A 23,680-nucleotide genomic window follows, 5' to 3' on the forward strand; every position below is an offset into this window, starting at 1 on the left:
AGGGCTCCGGAGGCGGCCTTGCGTTACACGCGCCACGCCGGCGGCGCCGCGAACAGGCGCAGGAACAGCGTGGCGTTCAGGGCGCCGCCGTGCACGTACGTCTGCAAGGCGGCGCCATCGGCCTGGTTGGTCCACCAGTAGCTGGTGTGCGAACCGGGGTTGAAACAGAACGGCAGCTCGGGCCAGGCGGCCAGCCCGCGCGCGCCGGCCAGTGGCGCATTGCCGGCCTGCCCGGCGTTGAGGATGTCCAGGATGTCCTGGCCGGCCGGGGCCGGCCGCGCCGGCGGCATGGCCACGGGCAGCGGCATGGCCTGCAGCTGGCGGTCCAGCTGCTCGGCCGCGCCGCCGCGCCGCACCGCCGCCAGCAAGGTGGCGCCAAGCTGGCGGTAGTAGTCGCCGGCGTCCTCCAGCAGGCCGGGCTGATAGGCCTGCGCGGGCACGACCGCCATGGCGCTCAACGGATAGGCGCGGCCCACGCGGTCGCGGCTGGGCGCCATGCCGCCCAGCAGGACCGCGCCGGCGCCGGCCCCGGCGGGGATGGCGAAGTTCCACAACGGCGCGGCCGCGTAGGCGCACTCGGCGCCGCCGGCGGGCATCTGGCGCAAGGCGGCCAGCCCGTACTGCAGCCACTTGTCCCACCAGGCCACCAGCCCGTGCGACAGGCGCCGGCGCATGAAGTCGCCGGCGGCCGGGATCTTGCCGTACCAGCCCACGCCGCCGTCCGGGTCCGCGCCCGGCATGGCGCGTCCGCCGCTCATGAACGGCCCGGGCAGGAAAAACCCCGCATCTCGGCCAGGTGAAAGGGGCTCCTGACGCTGCCCGCGCGAATCTCCAGCACCACTTTGCGGCCGCCGATATCGAAGCTGGCCAGCGAGATCTCGGGCGAGGCGCCGCGCGTGACGCGGGCCTGGTCGAGCAGGCGATTGAGCGCCCACGGTCCGCTGGCCGACAGGCCCGCCGCGCCGACCTGGGGCGTCAGCTCGATGCGCACCTGGTTGGCGCCGCGCGGCCCCGGCCATTGCACGGAGGTGGCGACCTGCGGGCCATGCGCATAGCGCACGGTCTGGCCGTCCACGTCCATGACGAATTGCGTGATGGCCGGGTCCATTTCCACCGGACGGATCGAGACGCGAAAGGCCGGCTCCGCGCTACCGGCCAGGAAATAGGCGTCGCGGATCGCGGCGGCGCGCTGGAACGAATCCAGCAGCGCCGACGCCTGGCCCGGCGTGCCGTCCATGCCCGGCTTGAAGCGCCAGCGCGCCTCGGACACATCGATCTGGCTGACCAGGTTCTTCTGGAAGAACTCGTCCATCATGCCGTTGGGCGCGAACAGCCGCGCCAGGTCATTGGGCGCGACGTCGCGCGGCGAGCCGGGCGCGAAAGGATAGCGGCCGGCGATGGCCTGGCGGCAGAACAGGCCGATGGTGGCGTACAGGTCTTCGCCCAGCCGCTCGCGCGCCACGCCGGACACTTCGCCTGCCGCGCCGGTGGACAAGTCGTCGAGCACGTCGCGCAAGGGCCGCGGCAGGCGGCCAGCCTCGGCGCGCAGCTTGGTCACCACATCGGAGGCGGGCGCCGGGCTGGCGCTGCGCAGAGCCGCGTCGGCCGCCGTCAGATAGGTGTACAGCTCGTTGACCAGGCTGGTGGTGGCGGCAATCGGCGCGCCGCCCTGCCCGTCGGCGCGCGCCAGCCTGCGCCATGGCTCGAAGTGCTGGTCGACCACGCGCTCCAGCTTGCCGTCGCCGGCGTCGGCGCGCGTGGCCGCGCCCGGGCCGGTCGGGCCGAACATCTGCTCCAGCGCCTCGCGCGTGCTGCTGACGCGGTCGCGCGCCTGGTCCGCCAGCGAGCGCTCGTCGCCGCCCGCGTCGCGCAGCAGCGTGGTCTCGCGCGCCACGCCCTGGGTCAGCCGCACCAGCGGCGAATCGGGCGCCGACAGGGTGCGCGCCAGCTGGATGCTTTGCAGCAGCGAGCTGCGCGGCGCCAGCGCCAGGTCGTCCAGGTAGCCGTCCCAGCGCGCCACGTAGTCGTTGAGGTACAGGCGCTTGATGTCGACGATGAGCTGCTGGCGCGCAGCCTCGTCCAGCACGCCCGGCGGCGCGATGTCCAGGACCCAGGCATCGTCGCTGCGCAGGCGCTCGGCCACGCGCGTGACGCGCGGATTGAACACGTCCCAATAGCCGCGGTAGGTGTACAGCGCCGCGATGCCCTGGGCCAGCGGCTTGCCGCTCTTGCGCACGAAGACGGCGCTGGCCTGCGGCCCGCCCAGCGTCACCGCGGTGGTCGGCGGCTGATCGTCGGCGCCGGCCAGCATGCGGCGCAGCCGGCTGTAGGCGCGCTGCGCCAGCGTGTGGCGCGCCAGTTCGTCGCGCGCCTGCCGCACCAGCGCCTCGTCGCGCGGAAACGGCGAGGCCAGCACGCCGCCCTGCGCCAGCTGGCGCAGGTGCAGCGACATCAGGTCGTACTGCCGGCGCGTGTAGCCCTCGGGCAGCGTGCCCTGCATGTCGGACAGCAGCCAGGCGTGCATGAACTCGGCGTCGTAGTGGTCAGCCTCGTACAGCATCAGGTAGGCGCGCAGGGCCTCGTAGCCGTACTCCAGGTCGTCGGCGCGGGCCGCGCGCAGCGCCGCCTCGATGCGGCGCGCCACCTGCGGCAGCAGGACGCTGTCGAGCGTGCCGCGATAAACGCCCTGCATCGCGGCGTGCATCTTGCCGCCCTGGTACAGCCCGAAGCGATAGGACAGCGGCGGCGCGTCCGGCTCGAAGGCGGCGTCACGCGGCAGGTACCACAGGCCGTCCAGGAAGGGCATCAGGCCCAGCACATCGCCCGAGCGGGTGATCTTGATATCGCGCCCCAGCTTGTCCACCGTCGGCACGCGGCGCGCCACTTCGTCGAGATAGCGCACGTTGTTGCCGTAGCTGGCCAGCCAGCCCGCCGCCAGGCCCAGGAACGCCAGCGTGATCAGGCCGTAGCCGGCCCAGTGCAGGCGGCGGTAGCGGCGCTCCCAGCGCAGGTTGCGGCCGGCCAGGCCGGCCTCGGGAAAGATCACGTCCTGCAGCAGCCGCTTGAGGAAGAAGCTGCGGCCTTCCTCGGCGGCGGCCGGGGCCGGCCCGCTTTCGATGCGCAGATAGCGCTTGAGGTGGCCGGTGACCTGGTCGAAGGTCTCGCCGCCCTGGGTGCCGCTGGTGAAGTACACGCCGCGCGGCACCAGGCGCTCCTCGAAGCGCGAGCTGGCGAACACGTCGCTGAGGAAATGGCCCAGCACGGCCTGCAGGCCGGCGAACTGCTGCGGCAGCAGGTAGGCCAGCGCGCGGCGCGCCTCGTCCGGCTCGGCGGCCAGCACTTCGGGCAGGGCATCGTCGAGCCGGCGCTGCAGCAGCCGGTACTCGGCATGAAAGGCTTCGTACAGGTCGAAGTCCGGCTCCTGGGCGCGCGCATAGGGCAAGGTGAAGCCCCATACCTGCTCCAGGTCTTCGCGGCTGAACGAGGCGAAGTACTGCTCGAAGCCGGCCAGCAGGTCGGCCTTGGTCACCAGCACATAGACCGGGAAATGGATGCCCAGCTGCTCGCGCAGCTCCTGCAGGCGCCGGCGCAGCACCGCGGCGTGGCGCGCGCGCTCGGCGTCGGACGCGGCCAGCAAGTCCTCGATGCTGACGGTGAGCATGGCGCCGTTGATGGGCTGGCGGCCCCGAAAGCGCGTCAACAGGCCGAGAAAGCCGCGCCAGGACTCCTCGTCGCCGGTGGGGTCGCTTTCATGGGTGGTGTAGCGGCCGGCGGTATCGAGCAGCACCGCGTCGTCGGTGAACCACCAATCGCAGTTGCGGGTGCCGCCCACGCCGCGCAGCGCGGCCTTGCCGAAGCGCTCGGCCAGCGGGAAGTCCAGGCCCGAGTTGACCAGGGCCGTGGTCTTGCCCGAGCCTGGCGCGCCGATAATGACGTACCAGGGCAGCTGGTACAGGTATTGGCGCGAATAGCGCTGCAGCCAGCCGCGCCCGCCGCCTCCGTCGAAGCGCGTCTTGCGCAACAGCTCCACCGCCTCGTCGAAACGGCCTTCCAGTTCGCGCAGGTCCGAAGGCGGCGGCTCGGCCGCGGCCTCGGCCTCGGGACGGGCCGGCCGGCGCAGCTGGCCCAGCAGCTGGGCGTTGAGGCGGCCTTCGCGCCACTTGCGCCACAGCAGGCGCAGCAGCGCGAAGGCGAACAGCGCGGCGATGACCAGTACGCGCGCGGTCTCGCTTTCCAGCGGGCGCAGCGCGCCGATCGCCAGCAGCGGCCCGGCGATCCACACCAGCAGGGCCAGCGCCACCAGGCCCAGGAAGCTCCACAGGCCGCGCGAGAACAGCCATCCGAACAGGCGCGGGATCATGGCGTGGCTCCTTCTTCGGGCGTGCGGGCATGCGGCGCCGGCGGCACCATCACGGTAATTTCGACCCGCCGGTTGACCGAGCGTCCGGCGGGGGTGTCATTGGGGGCCAGCGGATCGGCCTCGCCGCGCCCTTCTGCGCGCACGCGTCCGGCCTGGCCCAGGCGCGCGTCGATCACCGCCTTGACCGCCTCGGCGCGCGCCTGCGACAGATGCCAGTTGGACGGAAAGCGCGCCGTGCGGATGGGAACGTTGTCGGTATAGCCGCGCACCACGATATCGCCGCGCGTCTGGCCCAGCGCCTCGGCCACCCGCGCCAGCACCGGCGCATAGCGGTCGCGCACCGCGACCGCGCCCGATTCGAACAGCCCGTCGCCGCGCAGCACCACCACGCTGCGATCGACCTCGTCGCGCACCGTCACCAGGCGGTCGCGCACCTCGGGTTGCAGGAACACGGCCAGGCGGGGCGCGGGCGCCGGGCGCGGCGCCGGGGCGATCTGCACCGTGGGCGGCTTGAGCCGCGCGACCGCGGCGAACACGGCATCCGAGCGTTCGCCCAGGCGCCACGACAGGCCCCAGAACAACGCCAGCGCCAGCGCCGCCGCCAGCGCCCCGTAGGCCCACAGCGGCACCGGCAGGCGGCGCAGCGCCTGCTGCACCGGCGTGTCGCGCCAATGCGGCGAGAGCGCGCGCGGATACTCGCCGCGCGCGCCGCGCAGGATGCGCAGCAGGCGCTGGCGCAAGGTCTCGAGCTGCGTGCGGCCGTTGTCGATGACGCGGTAGCGGCCCTCGAAGCCCAGCAGCAGGCAGTAGTACAGCAGCTCCAGCAAATCCAGGTGCTGGCCCGGGTTCTGCGACAGCTTGGCCAGCAGCTGGAAGAACTTCTCGCCGCCCCAGGTTTCGTTATGGAACGTCACCAGCAGGCTGTGCGCCGACCATACGCCGCCCCCGCCCCACGGCGTGAGCGCGGCGGCCTCGTCCAGCGCCGTGCACAGGCAGTAGCGCGCGCCCAGGATGGTTTCGTTGGGAATGCCGGCCTGTTGCGCGCGCAGCTCGAACTGGCGCACTTCGTCGACCAGGTACTCGCGCAGCATGGCCGGCGCGGGATGGGCCGTGGTGGCGCGGATCTGCGGGATCAGGTCCAGCAGCGGATTGGCCGCCGCCACCAGCGGGTTGGAGCCGCTGATGACGTACTCGTGCGGGCGCAGCCGGCTGGCCGCGCCGGGGTCGGCCGCCGCGTCGGCGCCGAAGTCGGGAAAGGGAGGATTGGCGGCGTGCATGATGGTCTCCTGTGCCCGGTTCAGTCGCGCACGGCCCAGAACTCCAGCGCCAGGCCGGGAAACTCGCCCGCCAGGTGCAGGGCCAGCGCGCCGGTGCGCTCCAGCTGCCGCCAGAACTCGCCGTTCTTGTCCAGCTCGAAGTACACGTGGCCCGCGCTGTAGGGAATCTGGCGCGGCGCCACCGGCAGGGCGCGCACCGCCACGCCGGGCAATTGCAGGTGCACCAGGTCGCGGATGCGCTCGACCGGGCCGATCTTGACCTGGGCCGGAAAGCGCGTGCGCACCGTCTCGGCCGGCATGTCGGCGTGCACGGCCAGCACGAAGCCGGCGCTGCGCAGCAGTTCGGCATCGGCGATCTGCGCCACGCGCACGCCCTGGCCGCGGTCATGCAGCGGGATCTGCACGGCGTGCTGCTCCAGCACCACCGACAGCGAGCGGCGCAGCTCGGCCATGAGCGGCCCGAAACTGGCCTGCAGGTCGTCGTGGCGGTAATCGGGCAGCACCTCGGGCAGGCGCGTGGCGCAGGTATAGGTGGCCAGGTCGCAGGCCAGCATCAGCCAGTCGCGAAACAGCCGTTCGGGATGCAGGGCCGGCACCTGGCGCGCGTGCCACAGCGCGCCGGCGTAGCGGTTTACCAGCGCCAGCAGCAGGAAGTCGGCCACTTCGGAGACGCCGCCGCGGCCCGGCTGCGCCAGCCGCTGCGCCAGCGCCGCTGCGCGCGCCTGCAGCAGCCCGGACAGCTCGCCGGCATAGCCGCGCAGCGCCGGATTGGCGTCGGCGGCCAGCCAGGGCGGGATGTACATCTCGTCGAGCACCACGCGGTGGTCGGCGCGGCGCTCCAGCACCCGCGCGGCGCCCAGCGCCACCCATTCGTCGCCCAGCTCGGTTTCGGGAACCAGCCGCAGGCGCAAACGGCCCAGCTGCACCAGCGCCGGCTCCAGGCCCACCGAGCCGGAGTCCTCGATCTCGCCTTCATGCACGCAATAGCGCGCCAGCGTATCCGCGCCGTCTTCGTAGACCACTTCGCAGGCGCCGGCGCGGCGGCGCGGCAGCGCCAGCATCACGCGCGCATCGCGCATGGCCGGGTCGATGTCCAGCGCCGGTGGCCCCTCGTCGGCGCGCTCGAACTCGAACGGCGTGCCGTCGGGCAGCACGCCCGCGGCGCGCGCCAGCGCCAGCTTGCCCAGCGCCAGCGCGTCGCGATCGATCTCCAGCGCGGTGTAGCCCCAGCCGCAGCCCGAGGCCGCCGCGGCGCGCACGCGCAACTGCGCCTCGATATGCCGTTCGAACTGCTGGAAATGTTGCGGCCGCAGGAACATGCCCTCCGACCAGACGACCTTGTTGTCCAGTGCCATATGCGATTCAAGAGATGAAGACACGCCGGCGCCCGCGGCGCGGCGTCAGAAGGGCCACCAGGAACGCTCCCGGTCGACGATTTGCACGCCCTGTCCGCCCACCGCGACGCGCACGGTCTCCTCGTTGGGCGAGAACTGCCAGAACTTGTAGATGTTGGTGTTCTGGGCCTGCGGCAGGGGCACGACGATGCGCCAGGGACTGCGCTCGAGGTCGCGATAGGCCGCCACGATGCCGACCACGCGCGCCTCGGTATTGCCCGGATACGACAGCTTGCGGGTTTCGCCGGGCTGCAGGATGACCTGGTCGGTTTCGATGAGCGACTTGCCCAGCGCGGCCTGCGCGTCGCCTTGCAGGGTGAAGAAATCGCGCGCCTCGAACTCGGCGGACGAACGCAGCTCGTACAGCGTGACCTGGATCGGCGAGGGCCGGCCCGAGGCATCGGGATTGACGCGCGGATCGGCCTTCAGCTCGATCGCGTAAGGCGCCGCCTTGCGGCTGGCCGTGGACGCGCACCCGGCGGCCAGCACCGCGACGGCAATCCAGGCCGCCGCGCGCAACGCGCGCCGCGTGGGCACAGCAACAAGCAAGCGTCGATTCGCCATCCGGCAGGTCCGTTTTCCATGTCGAGGAAAGCCGCTATGACAAGCGACGCGCACGGCACCTTTATGACAACGAAGATATGGTTACGCCTGTTACGTCCGCGGCGCGCCGCGCCAGCAATTGGTCATGATTGGTTTACCCCTCGAATTATTTCTGTCGCACGGCGCCGATATCATGGCCAGACCATCCACGCGGCACACATGCGGTAACGCGCCGCGCGGGAATCGAAGACCGCCACGACCTTTCCGTTCATGACTCTGCGATTTCACGCGACCCTGCTGGGCTGCGCCATCCTGCTGGCGGGCTGCGCCAGCCCCACCTCCGAGCGCGCCGGCGAGCCAGCCAGCGACCAGGCCGAGCGCGACCTGCAACAGATCCGCCAGTCATACAGCGCCGGCGCCTATGGCGACGTGATCCGCCAGGTGGCGCACGCCGATGCGCTGGCGCAGGCGCCCCAGTCCATGCGCATCGAGGCCTGGAAGCTGCAGGCCTTCAGTTACTGCGTCACGGACCACCGGGTGCTGTGCGAGGCGGGCTTTCGCCGCATCCTGCAGGCAGATCCCGCGTTCACGCTGGAACCCAACGAGGCCGGCCATCCGCAATGGGGGCCGGCCTACGAGCGCGCCCGCGCGGCGCCAGCCGGCTGACGCCCTTCCCTGGCACGGACCCACGCCATGATGCTGACGCTGATCGTACGCAACCCCGAGCCTGGCGCAAGCGCGCGCCGGGCGGATTTCCACGCGCCCGGCGGCACGCTGGGCCGCGACGCCGAGAATTGCCTGGCCCTGCCGGCCGCGCCCGGCCAGCTATGCCGCGTGCAGGCCGCGCTGCGCGCCGACGCGCAAGGCTGGCGCCTGCACAACCTGAGCGGCATGGCCGCGGTGCACATCAACGACGCGGCGCTCGCGCCCGGCGCCGTGCGCGCCATCCAGGCGGGCGATACGCTGCGCGTGGGCGCGCACACGCTGGAGGTGAGCGGGCCCGATGCGCCCGACGCACGGCCGGCAGCACTGCCCGAGGCGGCGGCGGACACGCCCGCCGATGCGCCCCGGCGCGGGCAAGCCGGCGCCGGGGCGGCCGAGGACATATTCAGCGGCCTGTTCGGCCCCGGCACCCTGCCGGTGGGCGGCACCGCCGATGCCGCCACGCACCCCTTCGACCTGGATTCGGCGCAGGCGCGCAACGCCGCCGATCCGCTGGCGCATCTGCCGGCCGGCGACGCCGCGGTCAGCCGCCCGGCGGGCGACCCGCTGGCGCTGTTCGACGCGCCGCATGGCGGCGCGGACGTGTTCGCCGACGCCACCCCGTCGGCCCTGCCCGCGCACGATCCGCTGGCGCCGCTGCGCGCCGACCCGGTGCGCGACACGCTGCTGCCGCGCCACGCGGCCGGCGACGGCCCGGCCGCGCACGACCATGCGCCGGCGGGAGGCACCTTCCTGCGCCCGGCCGCGCCGCGCGCGGACCAGGCGGACTGACATCCGCGGCAGGACGCGCCTGTCCCCGCTGGGACAGGCGCGCCGCGCGGGCAGGCACCTCATCCCCATGCGGGGACCAGGCGCGCCGCGGATCCGTTCTACTCGTACTCGCAGGCGAACTCGCCGTCGACCGCCCGCACGCGCACGCGGCGCCAGGTGCGTTGCTGCAGGGAGGCGCCCAGCAATTCGCGGCCGATCTGCGGCAGGACGCGCTGGCTCAGGATGGCGTCGACCATGCGCGCGCCGGATTCGACCTCGACGCAGCGCGCCACCACCAGCTCGGCGGCGGCCGGTTCGACTTCCAAATCCATGCCGTGGCGCTCGCGCAGGCGCTGGCCGACGCGTTCGAACTGCAAGGCCACGATGTGCGCCAGCATGCTGTCCGACAGCGGCAGATAGGGCACGGCCGCCAGGCGGCCCAGCAAGGCCGCGGGAAACACGTCGCGCAGCGGCGCGCGCAGGGCCGCCGCCAGCGCGTCGGGCTCGGGCGCCAGCTCGGGGTCGGCGCACAGGCTGGCGATCAGGTCCGCGCCCACGTTGGCGGTCAACAGGATGACCGTGTTGCGGAAATCGATGTAACGGCCTTCGCCGTCTTCCATCCACCCCTTGTCGAACACCTGGAAGAAAATCTCGTGCACGTCGGCGTGGGCTTTCTCGACCTCGTCGAGCAGCACCACGCTGTGCGGGCGGCGCCGCACCGCTTCGGTCAGCACGCCGCCCTCGCCGTAGCCCACATAGCCCGGCGGCGCGCCCTTCAGGGTCGACACCGTGTGCGACTCCTGGAACTCGCTCATGTTGATGGTGATGAGATTCTGCTCGCCGCCATACAGGGCCTCGGCCAGGGCCAGCGCGGTCTCGGTCTTGCCCACGCCGCTCGGGCCGCACAGCAGGAACACGCCGACCGGCTTGCCCGGGTCGGTCAGACCGGCGCGCGCGGTCTGGATGCGGCGCGCGATCAGTTCCAGCGCATGGCGCTGGCCGACGACGCGGCGCTCCAGGGTGTCGGCCAGCGCCAGCACGGCCTGCGCTTCGTCGCGCACCATGCGGCCCACGGGGATGCCGGTCCAATCGGCCACCACGGCCGCCACGGCCGCGGCATCGACCGCCGGGTGGATCAGCGGCGCCTCGCCCTGGCTGCGCGCCAGCGCGTCGGCGGCTTCGCGCAGCGCGGCGCGCAAGGCCGGCGCGGACTGCTCGTCGGCCGCGTCCAGCTGTTCGCGCAGGCCGAACACCTGGCCGGCCAGCGCCGCTTCGCGCTCCCAGCGCGCCGCCAGGGCGTCGGCCTCGGCGCGCGCCGCCTGGCCCTGCTCGCGCAGCCCCGCCACGCGCTCGGCCGGGCCGGCGTCCAGCCGCGCCTCGCGCGCGGCGATTTCCAGCTCGAGATCCAGCGCGTCGATGCGGCGGCGCGCGTCTTCCAGCGCGGCCGGCGTGGCCTGCTGGCTGACCGCCACGCGCGCGCAGGCCGTGTCGAGCAGGGCGACCGCCTTGTCCGGCAACTGGCGCGCCGGGATGTAGCGATGCGACAGCCGCACGGCGGCCTCCACGGCCTCGTCCAGCAGCAGCACGCCATGATGCGCCTGCAGGGCGCCGGCCAGGCCGCGCAGCATGCGCCGCGCGCCGGCCTCGTCGGGCTCGTGCACCTGGATGGCCTGGAAGCGCCGCGTCAGCGCCGGGTCTTTCTCGATGTACTGCTTGTATTCGGCCCAGGTCGTGGCGCCGATGGTGCGCAGCTGTCCGCGCGCCAGCGCCGGCTTGAGCAGGTTGGCGGCATCGCCCGTCCCCGCCGCGCCGCCGGCCCCCACCAGGGTATGGATTTCGTCGATGAACAGCACGATGGGGCGTTCGCTGCCCTGCACCGCGTCGATGACCTGGCGCAGGCGCTGCTCGAACTCGCCCTTGACGCCGGCGCCGGCCTGCAGCAGCCCGATATCCAGCAGGTACAGCGCCACCTCGCGCAGCGGCGCCGGCACATCGCCGCGCGCCAGCCGCAGGGCCAGGCCCTCGACCACCGCGGTCTTGCCCACGCCGGCCTCGCCGGTGAGCAGGGGATTGTTCTGGCGCCGCCGCATCAGCACGTCGATCAACTGGCGGATTTCGTCGTCGCGCCCGGTCACCGGATCGAGCCGGCCGGCGCGCGCCTGGGCGGTCAGGTCCACCGCGTAGCGCGCCAGCGCGCCGGCCGCGCCGCCGCCATCCGGCGGCGCATCGGCCACGGCAGCGTCGGCGCGCGCCTCGGGCGAGCCGCGCGTCATCTCGGGCAGGCCTTGCAGCAGCAGGTCTGGCACGACGCGGGCGAACTGCCCCGACATGCCGGCCAGCACGCCGCGCAGGCTGGGGTCGCGCAGCAGCGCCAGCAGCAGGTGCCCGCTGCGGATGCGCGCAGCGCCGTAGCGCAGCGACGCCAGCGCCCAGGCGCGTTCCACCACGTGGTCCACGTGCTCGGAGAGGTCCGAGACCGCCCCCGCCCCGCGCGGCAATTGGTCGAGCGCGCGCACCAGGTCTTGCTGCAGCGCGCCGAGATCCAGCTCGAACGCGCGCGCGATATGGTGCAGGTCGCTGTCCTGCGCGTGCGCGATGGCGTGCACCCAGTGCGCCAGCTCCACGTAGGGATTGCCGCGCAGCTTGCACAGGGCGGTGGCGTCCTCCAGGGCGCGATAGGACAGGGAATCGAGTTTGCCGAACAGCTCGGCGCGGCCGATATCGGACATGGTGCTCCGTCAGTCGTTGGAAATCAGTCGGCTGGCGCGCAGCCCAGGCCGAGCGCCACCGGCCGCTCGCCCAGCAGCGCGGCGTCGCTGGCCAGCGGCAGGATGCGCGGCCCCGAGCGCATGGCGCCGAACACGCCGGACTGGCTGGCGCCGCGCGTGCCGTCCTCGCGCACCACGCTGGCCTGGTAGGCGACCAGGGCGGACTTGCAGCCGCAATCGCCGATGGGGCGCACGACCGTCAGGTCGAACCGCTGCAGGACCACGTTGTGCTCGACACTGCGCAGGCCCGGCTGCACCCGCACGCATTCGGCCAGCCGGTTCTCCACGCGCAGCGGGCCCGCGGCGGCCAGCGCCGGCGCCAGGCAGGCGGCCAGCAGCCAGGCATGGCGATCAGCGCGCATGGCCGTCTCCCGCGGTGCCGCCGTTGGTGGCGCGGTCGGCGACATAGGCCACCTTGAGGATCATGGCGTTGCGGCCGCGCTGGCGCGCATACGAGCGCAGCAGCGCGAAGATGCGCCCCTCGACCTCGATGCAGCCGTGGCTGAAGCCCTTGGTGGAGTCGTGCAGGTAGAACCCGCCGCGTGCCGGGGCGCAGCGATTGCGCGTGGCGGCGTCGGCCGGTTCCATGCGCGCGCGGTTCTCGCCCCAGTTGGCCCAGTAAGGCTCGCACTCGCCGGCGGCCGCGCCGCGCGGCACCTGCTGGATGCCCCAGGCCGGCGCCAGGTTGCACACGCCGCGCCCGTCGTCGAGCGCCACGCCGCGATCGGCCAGCAGCACGCGGTACAGCCCCGGCGGCACCGGACCGCTGTCGGGCGTGCAGGCCTGGCCGGGATGCTGGAACCCGCGCATGCCGCTGGTGGCGCGGAACTGCCCGTGGCCGGGCCAGGCCAGTATCTGGCCGTCGTATGACATATCGTGGATCATGCCGCTTGCTCCTTTTCATGAAACGCTTGCGCGCGCCGCGCCGCCTGGCGCTCGCGCCCCTCGTAGTCCAGCAACAGCTCGGCGGCGTCGCCCAGGCGCGGCGGCCGCCGGCCCAGCCAGGACGCCAGCCCCAGCGGCGCCGCCGCGCCCAGGCGCACGCTGCGCACCGCGTCGCGGCGCAGCACCGGCCGCACCTCCCAGGCGAACTCCACGCCCACATACAGGCGCACCCAATGCAGCAGCTGGCGCGCGCGGGCCGAACCGGGCAGGAACGCCAGGTAGTCCTGCCAGTCCAGCGGCCCGAGGCGGATCCTGAACTTGTGCTGGGCGTCGCGCACGGCCACGCCCAGGGGCGCGCCGCCGCCCAGCCCGCCGCCCGCCCCCAGCCGCAGCCGCTGGCCGGCCTCCAACCTTATCCACTGCGCCACGAACTCGTCTACCCCCACGGGCAGGCCGAAGAAGGCGCGCAGCACCTGGCACAGGCCTTCCGGGTTGCGGGTCTGGCGCAGCAGATGGCCGGCCATGTGGTACTTGGCATGGTCCATCACGCTGTCGCGCCGGCGCAGCGACGGCGCGCCCAGGTGCAGCAGGCTGGCCACGTAGCCGCTGAAGCGCTCCTGGCCGCGGTCCAGGCTGGCGGTGGACTGCGCATCGGCCCAGGCGCGGTAGAACAGCAGGATCAGGCGATGGTGGAACAGGTCGGCGAACGCGGCCAGGGAGTGGTCGCCGTGATGCTGGCGGCGTTCGCGGGCGTGCTCGGTCAGGTGCAGCGGCAGCGGCCCATTGGGACCGAACAGGCCGAAGCTGTAGATGGACAGCTCGGGCGCGGCGCCCTCGCCCGGCGCGCGCGCCGCGGCCAGGGTGGCCGGCGCGAAAGCCAGCGAAGGCTCCTGCCGCATGCGCACCGGTTCGTGGCGCGGCGAGGCGCCGCGGCCCAGCGGCGCGCGCGCGCCGGCGCGCGCGTCGATCCAGCGCAGCACGTGAAACAGGTCGTGCCCGTGCGGCGCCGCCGCCAGGGCCTGCCAGAAGGCAGGCGGCAGCACCGCCGGCGCCGCGTGTCGATCCGTCCTGGCCGCTGCGTCCATGCTCAACCCATGTGGATCTGCTTGGCGTCGACCTTGACCAGCGCATCGGCGGTCAGCATCGTATAGGGCGCATGCACGCGCGCGCTCTGCTCGGCCTGGTAGTCCAGGGTGCCGGCGCGCACGTGCTCGACCTCGCTGGTCTGCCGCACGGCCATGCGGGCCAGTTGCGTCAGGCGGTCGAGCACCGCCTCGTAGACCTTGCCGACCAGCCGCATGCTGCCCACCGCGCCTTCGACCTCGTCGGCCACATAATGCATGCGGGCGGCCGCGCACGCCGCCTGGCCGGCCTTGACCGACAAGGCCTCGGTCTCGACGCGCACCGCTTGCGCGCCGCGCAGGCGCACCTCGCCGGCCGCCTCCAGGCTGACATCGGCGGTGCGCGAACGCAAGCTGACGCGGCCTTCCAGTTCCAGGGTGGCCTGGGCCGCGTCGGCCTGCTCGATCACCGCGATCAGGTACACGCGTTCGGCATCCGGGCCGCTGATCAGCGCCGTATCGCCCTCTTCGGGGACCAGCAGGCAGCTGGCGGCCCGGCGCACGCGCCAGGGGCGGCCGTCGCACCACACCGTCCAGGCGCCGTCGTCTTCGCGGCGGGCCACGGTGCCGATCAGGTGCACGGGGTCGTAGACAGGATAGAGGCGGCGGGCGTTGCGGGTCTGCATGTGGGTTTCCTCGTTGCGGCGGACGCGGCGCCGCCTAGACCGCGGGACGGCGGCCCATGCGGGGCCGCCAGCTCGCCACGGCGCCGCGCTGCGGCGTGGACAGGGTGAGCGCCGACATCATGTTGATGGAGACGTGGCGCGCGAAGAACTGCTCCAGCACCGCGCCGAACAGGTAGGGGCTGATGCCCGAGAAGGCGGTCTCGTCGACCTGCAGGTCGATGCGCACGCCGCGGCCGTAGACGATGGGGCCGGGCACGGGCAGGCGGTGGTGCATGGGTTCGACCCGCACGTGGCGCACGCCCGAGATATGCTTGCGCGCCACCGGATCGGCCAGGTTGCCGTACAGGTTGAGCAGCTCGCGCAGCGTCTGCGCGCCGCGCGTCTCGTCCAGGTCGGTCAGGCTGTGGTAGTGCAGCCCCAGGTGGCTGATCAATTGCCATGCCGTGCCGTGGTCGGCCATGGCCGCGGCCGGCCGCGACGGCCCATGCAGCACCTTGATCGCGCCCACCGGGGCGGACACGCGCAGGCTGAAATCGCTGGCGCCGCCCAGCGGCAGCAGCAGCGCCAGGTCGCGGTTGGTGCACAGCGCGTCGATGCCGAGATGGCGCAGCGTATCGGCAAACGGCGCCTCGTGCCGATCGACCAGCGACAGATAGACTTCGCTGCCGGTATAGCTGGTGCGCGTGCCATGGCGGCGCGCGCTGTCCGAGGCCAGCCGCGGCTCGCGCCGCAACGAGTAATAGGCGCCGTAATCGTCGGCGTCCGCGCCGAACGAGCCGTAGAACGGACGGAACTCCTGTTCGGGGCGCTGCGCCGACATATGGCCGAGCACCCGCGTCAGGCTGTAGACCTCGAAGTCCAGCGGCCGGGTGCGGTCGACCACCACGTGGTACTCGTGGTGGCGCGGCGTGACCGCCACGCGGTCGGCGCGGCGCGGAAACAGGTTGACGATGGGCGCGCAGTGCAGCGCCAGGTTCCCGGCCGAGATCGCGCCTTCGAGCTCGGGCGCTGCGGCCGACAGCAGCAGCGTCAGGTCGAAACGCCGGGTGCCGGCCGGGCCAGCCGCCGCGGCCGGCGCCGCGCGCCGCGTGCACAGGCCCTGCTTCAGGCCGTTCAGGCTGAAGAACAGATAGCGGCGCGCGAACGCGAAGTACTCCTGCAGCAGCCGATAGCCCTGGAAGACCCGCGTGTCGGTGGGCAGCAGCGCCTGGTCGTCGGCGAACCCCTCGTGGCGCACCGCGTCGGCCGGCAGCCGGTTGATCCACGAGACGGGCCGCTCGCTGTCGTGGCCCAGCACGGCGACCGTGTGGCACATGATCAGCTCCAGCAGGCGCTGCATGGGCGCGTCCGGCCCGTTGAGGTAGAACACCAGTTGATCCAGGTCCAGCTCTTCCAGGCTGACGCCGCCGCAGACTTCCAGCCGCAGGCGCAGCGCGCTGGCCACGCCGGCCTCGCGTCCGCCCAGGCCCAGGCGGGCCAGCGGCAGGTCGGTGGGCGCGCCGGTGAGTTCGGCCGCCGTCACGCGCAGCGGCCACAGCCGCAGCGCGTGGCCGGTCATGAACTCGCACGGCGTCTGTTCGCCACGCGCCAGGCCGCCGCGCAGCACGGTGCCGCGCGGCAGGGTAAAGCCGCCGGCCAGCGTGCCTTCGTTCATGCTGGGCGAGAACTGCGCCACCGCCATCGCCGGGGTGGGCGCGAGATAGTGCGGATGCACCACCTCCAGCAGCCGCTGCGTGAAGCGCGGAAACTCGGCGTCCATCTTCAGGTGGATGCGCGCGGCCAGGAAGCTGAAGCCTTCGAGCAGGCGCTCGACGTACGGGTCGGCCACCTCGGTGCCGTGCATGCCCAGCCGCCCCGCCACCTTGGGATGCTGGCGCGCGAACTCGGCGCCCAGCTCGCGCATATAGACCAGCTCGCGGTTGTAGTAGTCGAGCAGGCGCGCGTCCATCACGCCCCTCCCAGGTCGCGCAGGTCCATGTGCCCGCTTTCCAGGTCGATATCGGTGCGGAACAGGAACTCGCGCGGGTGCGGCACGCACCACAGCATGCCGCGTATTTCCAGGCTGAGCACATTGTGGTGCTCGAGCGTGCGGGTGTCGCTGACGCAGCGCACCTCGACCGAGGATTCCAGGATGCGCGGCTCGAACGCCGCGATGGCGTCGCGGATCGACGTCTCGACATCGACCCAGTCGATCTCCGACATGCGGCGTCCGGCCATGGCGCGCACGCCGAAATTGACGCTGGAGGCGGGCACGTGCCGGTACGGCGCCAGATCCTGCGACGAGGCGAGGTTGACCGTGTTGAGCAGCCAGCGCAGGTCGCGCAGCACCGCGGCGCGCAGCCCGGCGTGCGTCAACAGCGCCGCTTCGGGCGCCTCGCTGCGGCGCCATGGCTCGTCATCGACCAGGCGATCGAGCAGCGACGGCTGCAGGCGGTCGCGCGCCACCCGTTCGTCGGCGATTCTCATGGCGCCTCCCGGCGCAGGGCGCGCACGTCCAGCAGCGCGAACTCGCCCGCGTCGGTCAGCCACATCTTCTGGCCCTCGCCGGCGTAGCCGTCCTGGCCCAGCGGCCGCCAGCACGTGGCCCGGCCCAGCCTCAGGCCGTCATCCTGCCCGGCCGACGGCGGGTAGCGCGCCGGAACCAGGCCGCGCACGACCGCGCCGTCGGCCAGGGCGATTTCGGCGCGCGCCCAGACGAGATCGCACAGCCCTTGCGGGGCCGGCAGATGCACGGCGGCCACCTGCGCGAACGGCAGCCACGCATAGCTGCCGTCGAGAATCAGTTCGCAGACCGGCCCCAGGCGGCTATCGCCGTCGCAGATCCAGGCATAGCCGGCCTGGCCGGCGGCCGCGTCCTCCAGCGTGCCGGCGCTGGCCTGCGCCGCATCGAACGCCTGGGCGCGCAGCATGGCGGCCCGCTCGGGGTCGCTCGCCTGGGCGCGCAGCGCCTGCAGCAACGGCTCGCACCAGCAGGGCCGCTCGGCCAGGAAGCCGGGTTCGGCCTGGCCCGCCAGCACGGCTTCGCGCCGCAGCTCGCCATGGATGGCCGCCAGGTAGAGATTGGCCATCGGCTGGGCCAGCGGGTTCAGCCGGGCGCACAGTTGCAATTGCTCGGCGGCGCGGCGCCAGTCGCCCTGCACGGCAGCCAGCTGGAAAAGTTGCGCGCGCAAATCGGCGTCGGCCGGCGCGCGCCGGATGCGCGCCTGCACGGCCGCGGCCTGACCGGCCAGGCCGCCGTCGCGCGGGGGCATCGCAAGCACGGATGTCTGCATGAATACGTGTTCGGCAAGGCGTGCCGGGGCCGGGCGGCCCCGGCGCCGTTCAGCCGATTTCCTTGTTCTGCTTGATGTCCCACGCGACCAGGCTCTCGGCGCCCTTGCCGCCCGACTCGGTCTGCTCCCAGTACTGCTGGCGCACCTTGGCGGCCTGGAAGGCATAGTTGACCAGCACCGCCTCCGAACCGTTGTCCGCGGCGATCTGCACCGAGGTGACCAGCACGTCTTCCAGCGTGACCTTGCTGTACTCGACCTGCGCGCCGCCCGCCTTGCACACCGACAGTTCGATCTTGCCCAGGTGCTTGCCGCTGGCGCAGTGCTTCATGACCGCCGGCGCCGCCTTGTCGATGCGGGCCACCACGTGCAGATCGTTGAAGCTGGCCTTGCCCGCGCCCTGGCCGCCGCCGGTCGCCAGGCTGGCCGGCTGGGTGGCGCCCCACGAAAAGGACACGATATCGGTCCAGTCCTTGTGGTTGGCGTCCTTGGATTCGCCATTGGCGCCTTCGATCTTCATGAACATATCAACAGCCACTTGCTTTCTCCCTCAATAGTCGCGGGGCCGGCGCGAGCCGGCGCGGATGGATGCCCGTCAGCCTTCGTTCTGCTTGAGCGAAGGCAGCTTGGACACGAGCCGCAGCGACACCGTCAGCCCCTCGAGCTGATAGTGCGGCCGCAGGAAAAACTTGGCGGCGTAATAGCCCGGGTTGTCCTCGATCTCGGTGACCTGCACCTCGGCGGCGGCCAGCGGCTTGCGCGCCTTGGTTTCCTGCGAAGAGTTGGCCGGGTCGCCGTCGACGTAGTTCATGATCCAGTCGTTGAGCCAGCGCTCCATGTCGCTGCGCTCGCGAAACGAACCGATCTTGTCGCGCACGATGCACTTCAGGTAGTGCGCGAAGCGGCAGCAGGCGAACAGGTAGGGCAGGCGCGCGGCCAGCTTGGCGTTGGCGCTGGCGTCGGCGTCGTGGTATTCCTGCGGACGCTGCAGCGACTGCGCGCCGATGAAGGCGGCGAAATCGGAGTTCTTGCGATGCACCAGCGGCATGAAGCCGTTCTTGGCCAGCTCGGCTTCGCGCCGGTCGCTGATGGCGATCTCGGTGGGACACTTCATGTCCACTCCGCCGTCGTCGGTCGGGAAGGTGTGGCATGGCAGGTTCTCGACCGCGCCGCCGGATTCCACGCCGCGGATCGAGGTGCACCAGCCGTACAGCTTGAACGAACGGTTGATGTTGGCGGCCATCGCGTAGGCCGAATTAGCCCAGGTGTACCGGTCGTGGTTGGCGCCGTCGGTTTCTTCCTCGAAATCGAACTCATCGACCGGATTGGTGCGCGCGCCGTAGGGCAGGCGCGCCAGGAAGCGCGGCATGGCCAGGCCGACATAGCGCGCGTCTTCCGATTCGCGCAGGCTGCGCCAGGCGGCGTACTCGGTATTGGTGAAGATCTTGGTCAGGTCGCGCGGGTTGGAAAGCTCCTGCCAGGAATCCATCTGCATCACGTTGGGCGAGGCGCCGGCGATGAAGGGGCAGTGGGCGGCGGCGCTGATGCGGGCGATCTCGCCCAGCAGCTCGACATCGGGCGGACTGTGGTCGAAGCTGTAGTCGCCCACCAGGCAGCCGATGGGCTCGCCGCCGAACTGGCCGTACTCTTCCTCGTAGACGCGCTTGAAGATCGGGCTCTGGTCCCAGCCGACCCCCTTGTAGCGCTTGAGCGTACGCCCCAGCTCGTTCTTGGACAGGCACATGAAGCGGATCTTCAGCAGCTCGTCGGTCTCGGTGTTGGTGACCAGGTAGTGCAGTCCGCGCCAGGCGCCTTCGAGCTGCTGGAAGTCGGGATGGTGCATCACCAGGTTGATCTGCTCGGACAGCTTGCGGTCGATCTCGGCGATGATGGCCTGGATGGTCCGGTAGGCGTCCGAGGACAGGCCCAGCCCGCTGTTTTCCAGGGCCTGGTGCGCCAGCGTGCGCACCGCGTGCTCCACGGCCTCGCGCGCCTGCTCGGTCTTGGGCTTGAACTCTTTCTTCAGCAGGGCGGACAGGTCGTCCGCCGCCAGGCTGGATTCGGCTTGCGCGCGTTCGCGCCGGGCCACTGCGGTCATGGCGTTCTCCGTATCGATGGCTTATCGGGCTTGCGGGCCGGGCTGCGCGCTCTCGGCGTCGGCATCGGCCGGCCCGGCGTCGGCGGGCTTGGGCGCGGCCGCCAGCGCGCCCAGCAGGGCCGGGTTCTGCAGCACCTGGCCGATCAGCTCCTCGGCGCCGGTCTTGCCGTCCATGTAGGTCAGCAGGTTGGCCAGCTGCGTGCGGGCCTCCAGCATCTCGTTGAGCGCGCCCACCTTGCGCGCCACGGTGGCCGGGGAAAAATCGTCGATGCTCTCGAAGGTGATGTCCACGTTCAGATGGCCGGCGCCGGTCAGCGTATTGGCCACCTGGAACGCGGCCCGCGGGGCGACCGACTTCATGCGCTCGTCGAAATTGTCGATATCGACGTCGAGGAACTTGCGCTCGCCCACTTCGGGCTGCGGCGTGTTCGACTTGCCGGCCAGGTCGGCCAGCACGCCCATGACGAAGGGCAGCTGGATCTTGCGCTCGGCGCCGTAGATCTCCACGTCGTACTCGATCTGCACACGCGGCGCGCGATTCCTGGCGATGAATTTCTGGCCGCTGCCTTTGAGCGTGGTTGCCATGGTTGTTATCTCCTGATGAAGGGACTGGGGCCTGAACCGGTCCTAGGACTGGCTGGCGGCCTCGCGCGCGGTCCACGCCTCGAACTGCGCCAGGCCCTGCGGGGCCAGGTTGCGCAGGATGTCGTGGAAATCCAGGGGAATGAGCTGCTGCACCCGGCGGATCAGATAGGGCGCCGGATGGCTGGGCTCATGGGTTTCGAAGTAGGCGCTGACCTTGGCCAGCATGGCCATCGCGTCTTCGCGCGTGGCGATGCGCGCGTCGTGCCAGCTGGCGGGCGCGGGTTGGGGTTCAGGCGCCGGGGCCGCGTGATGCGCTTCGGCCGGCATGGCCGCGGCGGGCGCCGCCGCGGTTTCGTCCAGGTCGCTCCAGGTGCGCAGCAAGGCATCCAGCGCGCGCAGCGCCTGCGCATAGTCCGGACACCAGGCCGAGCCCAGGCGCTGGGTGGCCTGCTGCTGGATGCGGCGCAGCGCGCCGGCGGCCGCGCCCACGGCCAGCGCCGCGTCGTCGCGCCGCAGGCGCGCCTGGCGCAGGTTCTCGATCAGGCGCGTGCGCCCGCCCGGATAGTCGGCCTCGCTCCTGCCGCCGTCGAGCAGGGCCTCGGCATCGCGCAGCGACAGGCGGCCATGCACATCGTCGAGCAGGCAGGCCGAGCGCATGCCGCGCACGCAGCCCTGCGGGTCGCCCAGCGAGGCCAGCGCATTGACGCGCGGCATCGGGTCTTCCTCGCCGCCGCTGGCCAGCATCGGATGCACCGCGTCCCAGTATTGCTCCAGCGTGCCGGCGGCCAGCGTCACGCCCTCGGCATAGCCGGGCAGGCCGCGCATCTCGGTCCAGGCGCGCGTCAGGTAGGCGATGATGCGCAGGTCGCGCGTGCGCTCCAGCAGCCCCAGCGCCAGCCGCTCCACCGCGCGCCAGTCGGGCGCCTGCGCGGGGATGATGGTGGCGCCGAACTGCTGCTCGCTGCGGCCCACGGCAGCCTGCTGCAACTGCAGGAAATCAGCGTCGTACTCCAGGTCCTCCCCGCAGGGCAGGCTGGGCGTCAGCGTCTTCAACAGGTCGGCAAATTCCATGTTCGTCGTCATGCGCGGCAAGCATCCTGTGCCGGGCGCCGATGGGCGTCCCTATGCGTCGACGGCATTCTAGGCAGCGCATCCGGCGCCCCTTTATGACAACTAACAAGTGCTGCTTCTTCTTACGTTCCATTAACACCTGCGTAGAGATTCAAACACTTCTTCCGGCGTGTTGACGCGGTGGTGTCATGTTGGTGTGGAAGAGACGGTGCCGGCCATGGGTGCCTGGCACCCGCTGCGATGGCCGCTGCGAGCAGCGCGGTGTATGCGGCGGGTGCCTGGCACGCGGGTGAGGCGGCAAGGTGCCAGGCACCCGCCGCGCAGGGCGGCGCAGTGGCGCGGGCCGGTGTGGCGGGAGCCAGGCACCCGGGTCCGCTGAGGTCGTGGTTGTTGGCGTGGAAGAGACGGTGCCGGCCATGGGTGCCTGGCACCCGCTGCGATGGCCGCTGCGAGCAGCGCGGTGTATGCGGCGGGTGCCTGGCACGTGGGTGGCGGCAAGGTGCCAGGCACCCGCCGCGCAGGGCGGCGCAGTGGCGCGGGCCGGTGTGGCGGGAGCCAGGCACCCGGGTCCGCTGAGGTCGTGGTTGTTGGCGTGGAAGAGACGGTGCCGGCCATGGGTGCCAGGCACCCAGGCGAGGCACCCGGGCGCAGGCCGGGAGCCTGGGACCCGGCGCGGTCAGCGTACCGCTGGCCGGGAGAGGTCGTAGATGTCGGGGTCGGCTTCGAGCAGTTCGTCCTCGAAGGCGTCGGGGCCGGCGGTTTCGATGAACTGGCGCTCGGTTTCGCTGATGGGCACGGCCTGCAGCCAGTTCACCAGCAAGCCATCGGCGTCGCAGCGCGGGAATTCGCCGTCCTGCCACGAAAACGGCACGCACAGGTAGAGGTGCGGCACGGTGGCGTCGGGATAGTATTCGGCCACGCAATCGGGCAGCACCGAGCCCGGCATGACCGCCTGGCCGCTGCGCATCAGGCCGAACGCGGCGGTGGCCAGCACGTTGGCCCACGACTGCAGGTCCTCGGGCATGTCGGCGCACAGCTCCACCCGCGTGGCCATGGGCTGGCCGTCGTCGTGGCGCAGCTCGAGGTCGAACAGCCCCAGCGTGCTGTACGACACCAGCCCGTCGTCGGGGCTGTCGTCGACGGCCAGCATGTCGATCGACAGGGTGTCGATCTGGTCGTGGCGGTAGGCATGCACGACCGGGGTGCCGCCGAATACCCTGAGGGCGTGGCGCGCCACGGCCTTGTGCCGCGGCGAGGGCTGGGCGGAGGCTTTCGATTCAGGGGCCAAAGTAGTCATCCGTTTTCAGCTCGCCCTGGTGCCCGCGGTTCGACTTGGGCAACTCGGGACGATAGTGCGAAGGGTCATTGTATTCATCCAGGAACTGTTTGCGATCGATATCGCGTTCCTTGGCGCTGCGTACGTGCTTGCGGTGTTCGTACCCGGGCTTGTGGCCCATGTCCCAGGGCTCGTCCTTTTTCATCTTCTTGCCCGAGACCGGGTCGCGCACCACGCCATCCTTGCTGCGCCTGGCCTCCTGGTCCCAGGCCTTGTCACGCACCCCCTTGCGGAACTTGCCGCGGCGGTAGCGCGGATCGTCGCCCGGCTTGCGGGGCTTGGCGCCCTTGCCGCCGCCGGGCTTGCCCGAGCCGGCCGCCTTGCCGCCGCCCTGCCCGCCCTTGCCTGCCGCGCCGCCCTTGCCGCCGGCGCCGCGCCGCGCGGTGGCGCCGGCGCGCGCGCCCGGCCCCTTGCCGGCCTTGGCGGACTTCGCCGCCTTGGCCGCGCCGCCGCCCCCGCCGCCGCCGCCCAGCAGCACGACCTTCAACTGGCTGGGCACCACGCGCATGCCGACCGTGTTGATGGTGTTCTGAACCGTCAGGCCGGTCAGGCGGGTGGCGGGGATGCAGCCGAACAGCACGTTGGGCACGCAGGTGATGCGGCGCGCCTGCGCCATCACGGTCTGCGATATCAGGCCCATGCCGATGCCGGGGTTGTCGCCGTTGGACAGGGCGATGGTGGTCAGCAGATTGTGCGCGGGCATGGCCATCAGCAGCACGTTCCACACATTGGGGATGCCCATCGGACCGAGCGCGAAGTTCGGATAGGGAATCGGCAGCAGCGCCGGCGGCGTCTTGCAGATATCGGGAAAGGCCAGGTCCATCCCCATCAACTGGCAATCGGCGAACATGTGGCTCCTTGTAGTCTGGCGGTC

At 71.8% G+C, this 23,680-nt stretch carries 21 protein-coding genes; 2 read left to right on the top strand and 19 right to left on the bottom strand.

The genetic code is table 11. The features are described 5' to 3' along the window. Positions 1–23 precede the first annotated feature (23 nt). The 5 genes from tagF to tssJ are packed head-to-tail and all read right to left on the bottom strand — an operon-like array spanning position 24 to position 7,580. A complete protein-coding gene (gene tagF, locus EL288_RS20135; protein WP_003808323.1) occupies positions 24–758 on the bottom strand; it encodes a type VI secretion system-associated protein TagF in 735 nt (244 codons plus the stop codon). Then, a complete protein-coding gene (gene tssM, locus EL288_RS20140) occupies positions 755–4,360 on the bottom strand; it encodes a type VI secretion system membrane subunit TssM (protein WP_033459559.1) in 3,606 nt (1,201 codons plus the stop codon). Before tssM ends, tagF begins: the two co-directional genes overlap by 4 nt. Then, the gene (locus EL288_RS20145) at positions 4,357–5,637 is read right to left on the bottom strand and encodes a DotU family type VI secretion system protein (protein ID WP_003808318.1); all 1,281 of its coding nucleotides are present in this window, start codon (positions 5,635–5,637) and stop codon (positions 4,357–4,359) included. The genes tssM and EL288_RS20145 overlap by 4 nt, the downstream gene beginning before the upstream one ends. A 20-nt stretch (positions 5,638–5,657) precedes the next feature. Continuing rightward, positions 5,658–6,992, bottom strand: coding sequence for a type VI secretion system baseplate subunit TssK (tssK, locus tag EL288_RS20150; protein ID WP_003808316.1), 1,335 nt, complete (start codon positions 6,990–6,992; stop codon positions 5,658–5,660). Positions 6,993–7,037: 45 nt separating this feature from the next. Further along, positions 7,038–7,580 carry a type VI secretion system lipoprotein TssJ gene (tssJ, locus tag EL288_RS20155; RefSeq protein ID WP_003808314.1) on the bottom strand — a complete coding sequence of 181 codons (543 nt, stop codon included), beginning with the start codon at positions 7,578–7,580 and terminating at the stop codon, positions 7,038–7,040. A 264-nt stretch (positions 7,581–7,844) separates the two neighbouring features. Between tssJ and EL288_RS20160 the strand changes: the two genes are divergently transcribed. Together EL288_RS20160 and EL288_RS20165 are read left to right on the top strand one after the other, a co-directional pair. Continuing rightward, positions 7,845–8,240 (top strand): TssQ family T6SS-associated lipoprotein, encoded by a 396-nt coding sequence (locus EL288_RS20160; RefSeq protein ID WP_010925952.1) that lies wholly within the window; start codon positions 7,845–7,847, stop codon positions 8,238–8,240. 27 nt (positions 8,241–8,267) lie between these two features. Next, entirely contained in the window at positions 8,268–9,068 is an 801-nt protein-coding gene (locus EL288_RS20165; RefSeq protein WP_010927651.1) for a hypothetical protein, read from the top strand. Between the two features lie 98 nt (positions 9,069–9,166). On the opposite strand, the gene tssH is transcribed toward EL288_RS20165, so the two are convergent. The 14 genes from tssH to EL288_RS24560 form a co-directional block, all read right to left on the bottom strand. Beyond that, the gene (tssH, locus tag EL288_RS20170; RefSeq protein WP_010925951.1) at positions 9,167–11,776 is read right to left on the bottom strand and encodes a type VI secretion system ATPase TssH; all 2,610 of its coding nucleotides are present in this window, start codon (positions 11,774–11,776) and stop codon (positions 9,167–9,169) included. Positions 11,777–11,799: 23 nt separating this feature from the next. Then, positions 11,800–12,177, bottom strand: a complete 378-nt coding sequence (locus EL288_RS20175) for a DUF2195 family protein (protein WP_015064507.1) — start codon at positions 12,175–12,177, stop codon at positions 11,800–11,802. Then, on the bottom strand, positions 12,167–12,700 hold the full coding sequence (locus EL288_RS20180; protein ID WP_003808301.1) for a DUF2778 domain-containing protein: 534 nt from the start codon (positions 12,698–12,700) through the stop codon (positions 12,167–12,169). Before EL288_RS20180 ends, EL288_RS20175 begins: the two co-directional genes overlap by 11 nt. After that, complete coding sequence (gene tssG / locus EL288_RS20185; RefSeq protein WP_015064508.1) at positions 12,697–13,791, bottom strand: type VI secretion system baseplate subunit TssG; 1,095 nt, start codon at positions 13,789–13,791, stop codon at positions 12,697–12,699. Before tssG ends, EL288_RS20180 begins: the two co-directional genes overlap by 4 nt. Continuing rightward, positions 13,788–14,447: a DUF3540 domain-containing protein gene (locus EL288_RS20190; protein ID WP_010925949.1), complete on the bottom strand. Its 660-nt coding sequence runs from the start codon at positions 14,445–14,447 to the stop codon at positions 13,788–13,790. Before EL288_RS20190 ends, tssG begins: the two co-directional genes overlap by 4 nt. Positions 14,448–14,481: 34 nt before the next feature. Beyond that, positions 14,482–16,395 (bottom strand): type VI secretion system baseplate subunit TssF, encoded by a 1,914-nt coding sequence (gene tssF, locus EL288_RS20195; protein ID WP_010925948.1) that lies wholly within the window; start codon positions 16,393–16,395, stop codon positions 14,482–14,484. Continuing rightward, positions 16,395–16,913 carry a type VI secretion system baseplate subunit TssE gene (gene tssE / locus EL288_RS20200; protein WP_003808292.1) on the bottom strand — a complete coding sequence of 173 codons (519 nt, stop codon included), beginning with the start codon at positions 16,911–16,913 and terminating at the stop codon, positions 16,395–16,397. Before tssE ends, tssF begins: the two co-directional genes overlap by 1 nt. Beyond that, positions 16,910–17,719 (bottom strand): type VI secretion system accessory protein TagJ, encoded by an 810-nt coding sequence (locus EL288_RS20205; protein WP_033456254.1) that lies wholly within the window; start codon positions 17,717–17,719, stop codon positions 16,910–16,912. The genes tssE and EL288_RS20205 overlap by 4 nt, the downstream gene beginning before the upstream one ends. A gap of 49 nt (positions 17,720–17,768) precedes the next feature. Next, positions 17,769–18,254, bottom strand: a complete 486-nt coding sequence (locus EL288_RS20210; protein WP_033449640.1) for an Hcp family type VI secretion system effector — start codon at positions 18,252–18,254, stop codon at positions 17,769–17,771. Between the two features lie 57 nt (positions 18,255–18,311). Then, positions 18,312–19,814 (bottom strand): type VI secretion system contractile sheath large subunit, encoded by a 1,503-nt coding sequence (tssC, locus tag EL288_RS20215; RefSeq protein ID WP_003808286.1) that lies wholly within the window; start codon positions 19,812–19,814, stop codon positions 18,312–18,314. 21 nt (positions 19,815–19,835) lie between these two features. Next, a complete protein-coding gene (gene tssB / locus EL288_RS20220) occupies positions 19,836–20,399 on the bottom strand; it encodes a type VI secretion system contractile sheath small subunit (protein WP_003808284.1) in 564 nt (187 codons plus the stop codon). Between the two features lie 42 nt (positions 20,400–20,441). Next, on the bottom strand, positions 20,442–21,491 hold the full coding sequence (gene tssA / locus EL288_RS20225) for a type VI secretion system protein TssA (protein ID WP_010925946.1): 1,050 nt from the start codon (positions 21,489–21,491) through the stop codon (positions 20,442–20,444). A gap of 655 nt (positions 21,492–22,146) precedes the next feature. Beyond that, positions 22,147–22,767 (bottom strand): suppressor of fused domain protein, encoded by a 621-nt coding sequence (locus tag EL288_RS20230; RefSeq protein ID WP_232018708.1) that lies wholly within the window; start codon positions 22,765–22,767, stop codon positions 22,147–22,149. After that, positions 22,748–23,656, bottom strand: a complete 909-nt coding sequence (locus tag EL288_RS24560) for a PAAR-like domain-containing protein (protein ID WP_126622023.1) — start codon at positions 23,654–23,656, stop codon at positions 22,748–22,750. Before EL288_RS24560 ends, EL288_RS20230 begins: the two co-directional genes overlap by 20 nt. Positions 23,657–23,680 lie beyond the last annotated feature (24 nt).

This window comes from Bordetella bronchiseptica, from assembly GCF_900636925.1.
Classification (GTDB): domain Bacteria; phylum Pseudomonadota; class Gammaproteobacteria; order Burkholderiales; family Burkholderiaceae_B; genus Bordetella; species Bordetella pertussis.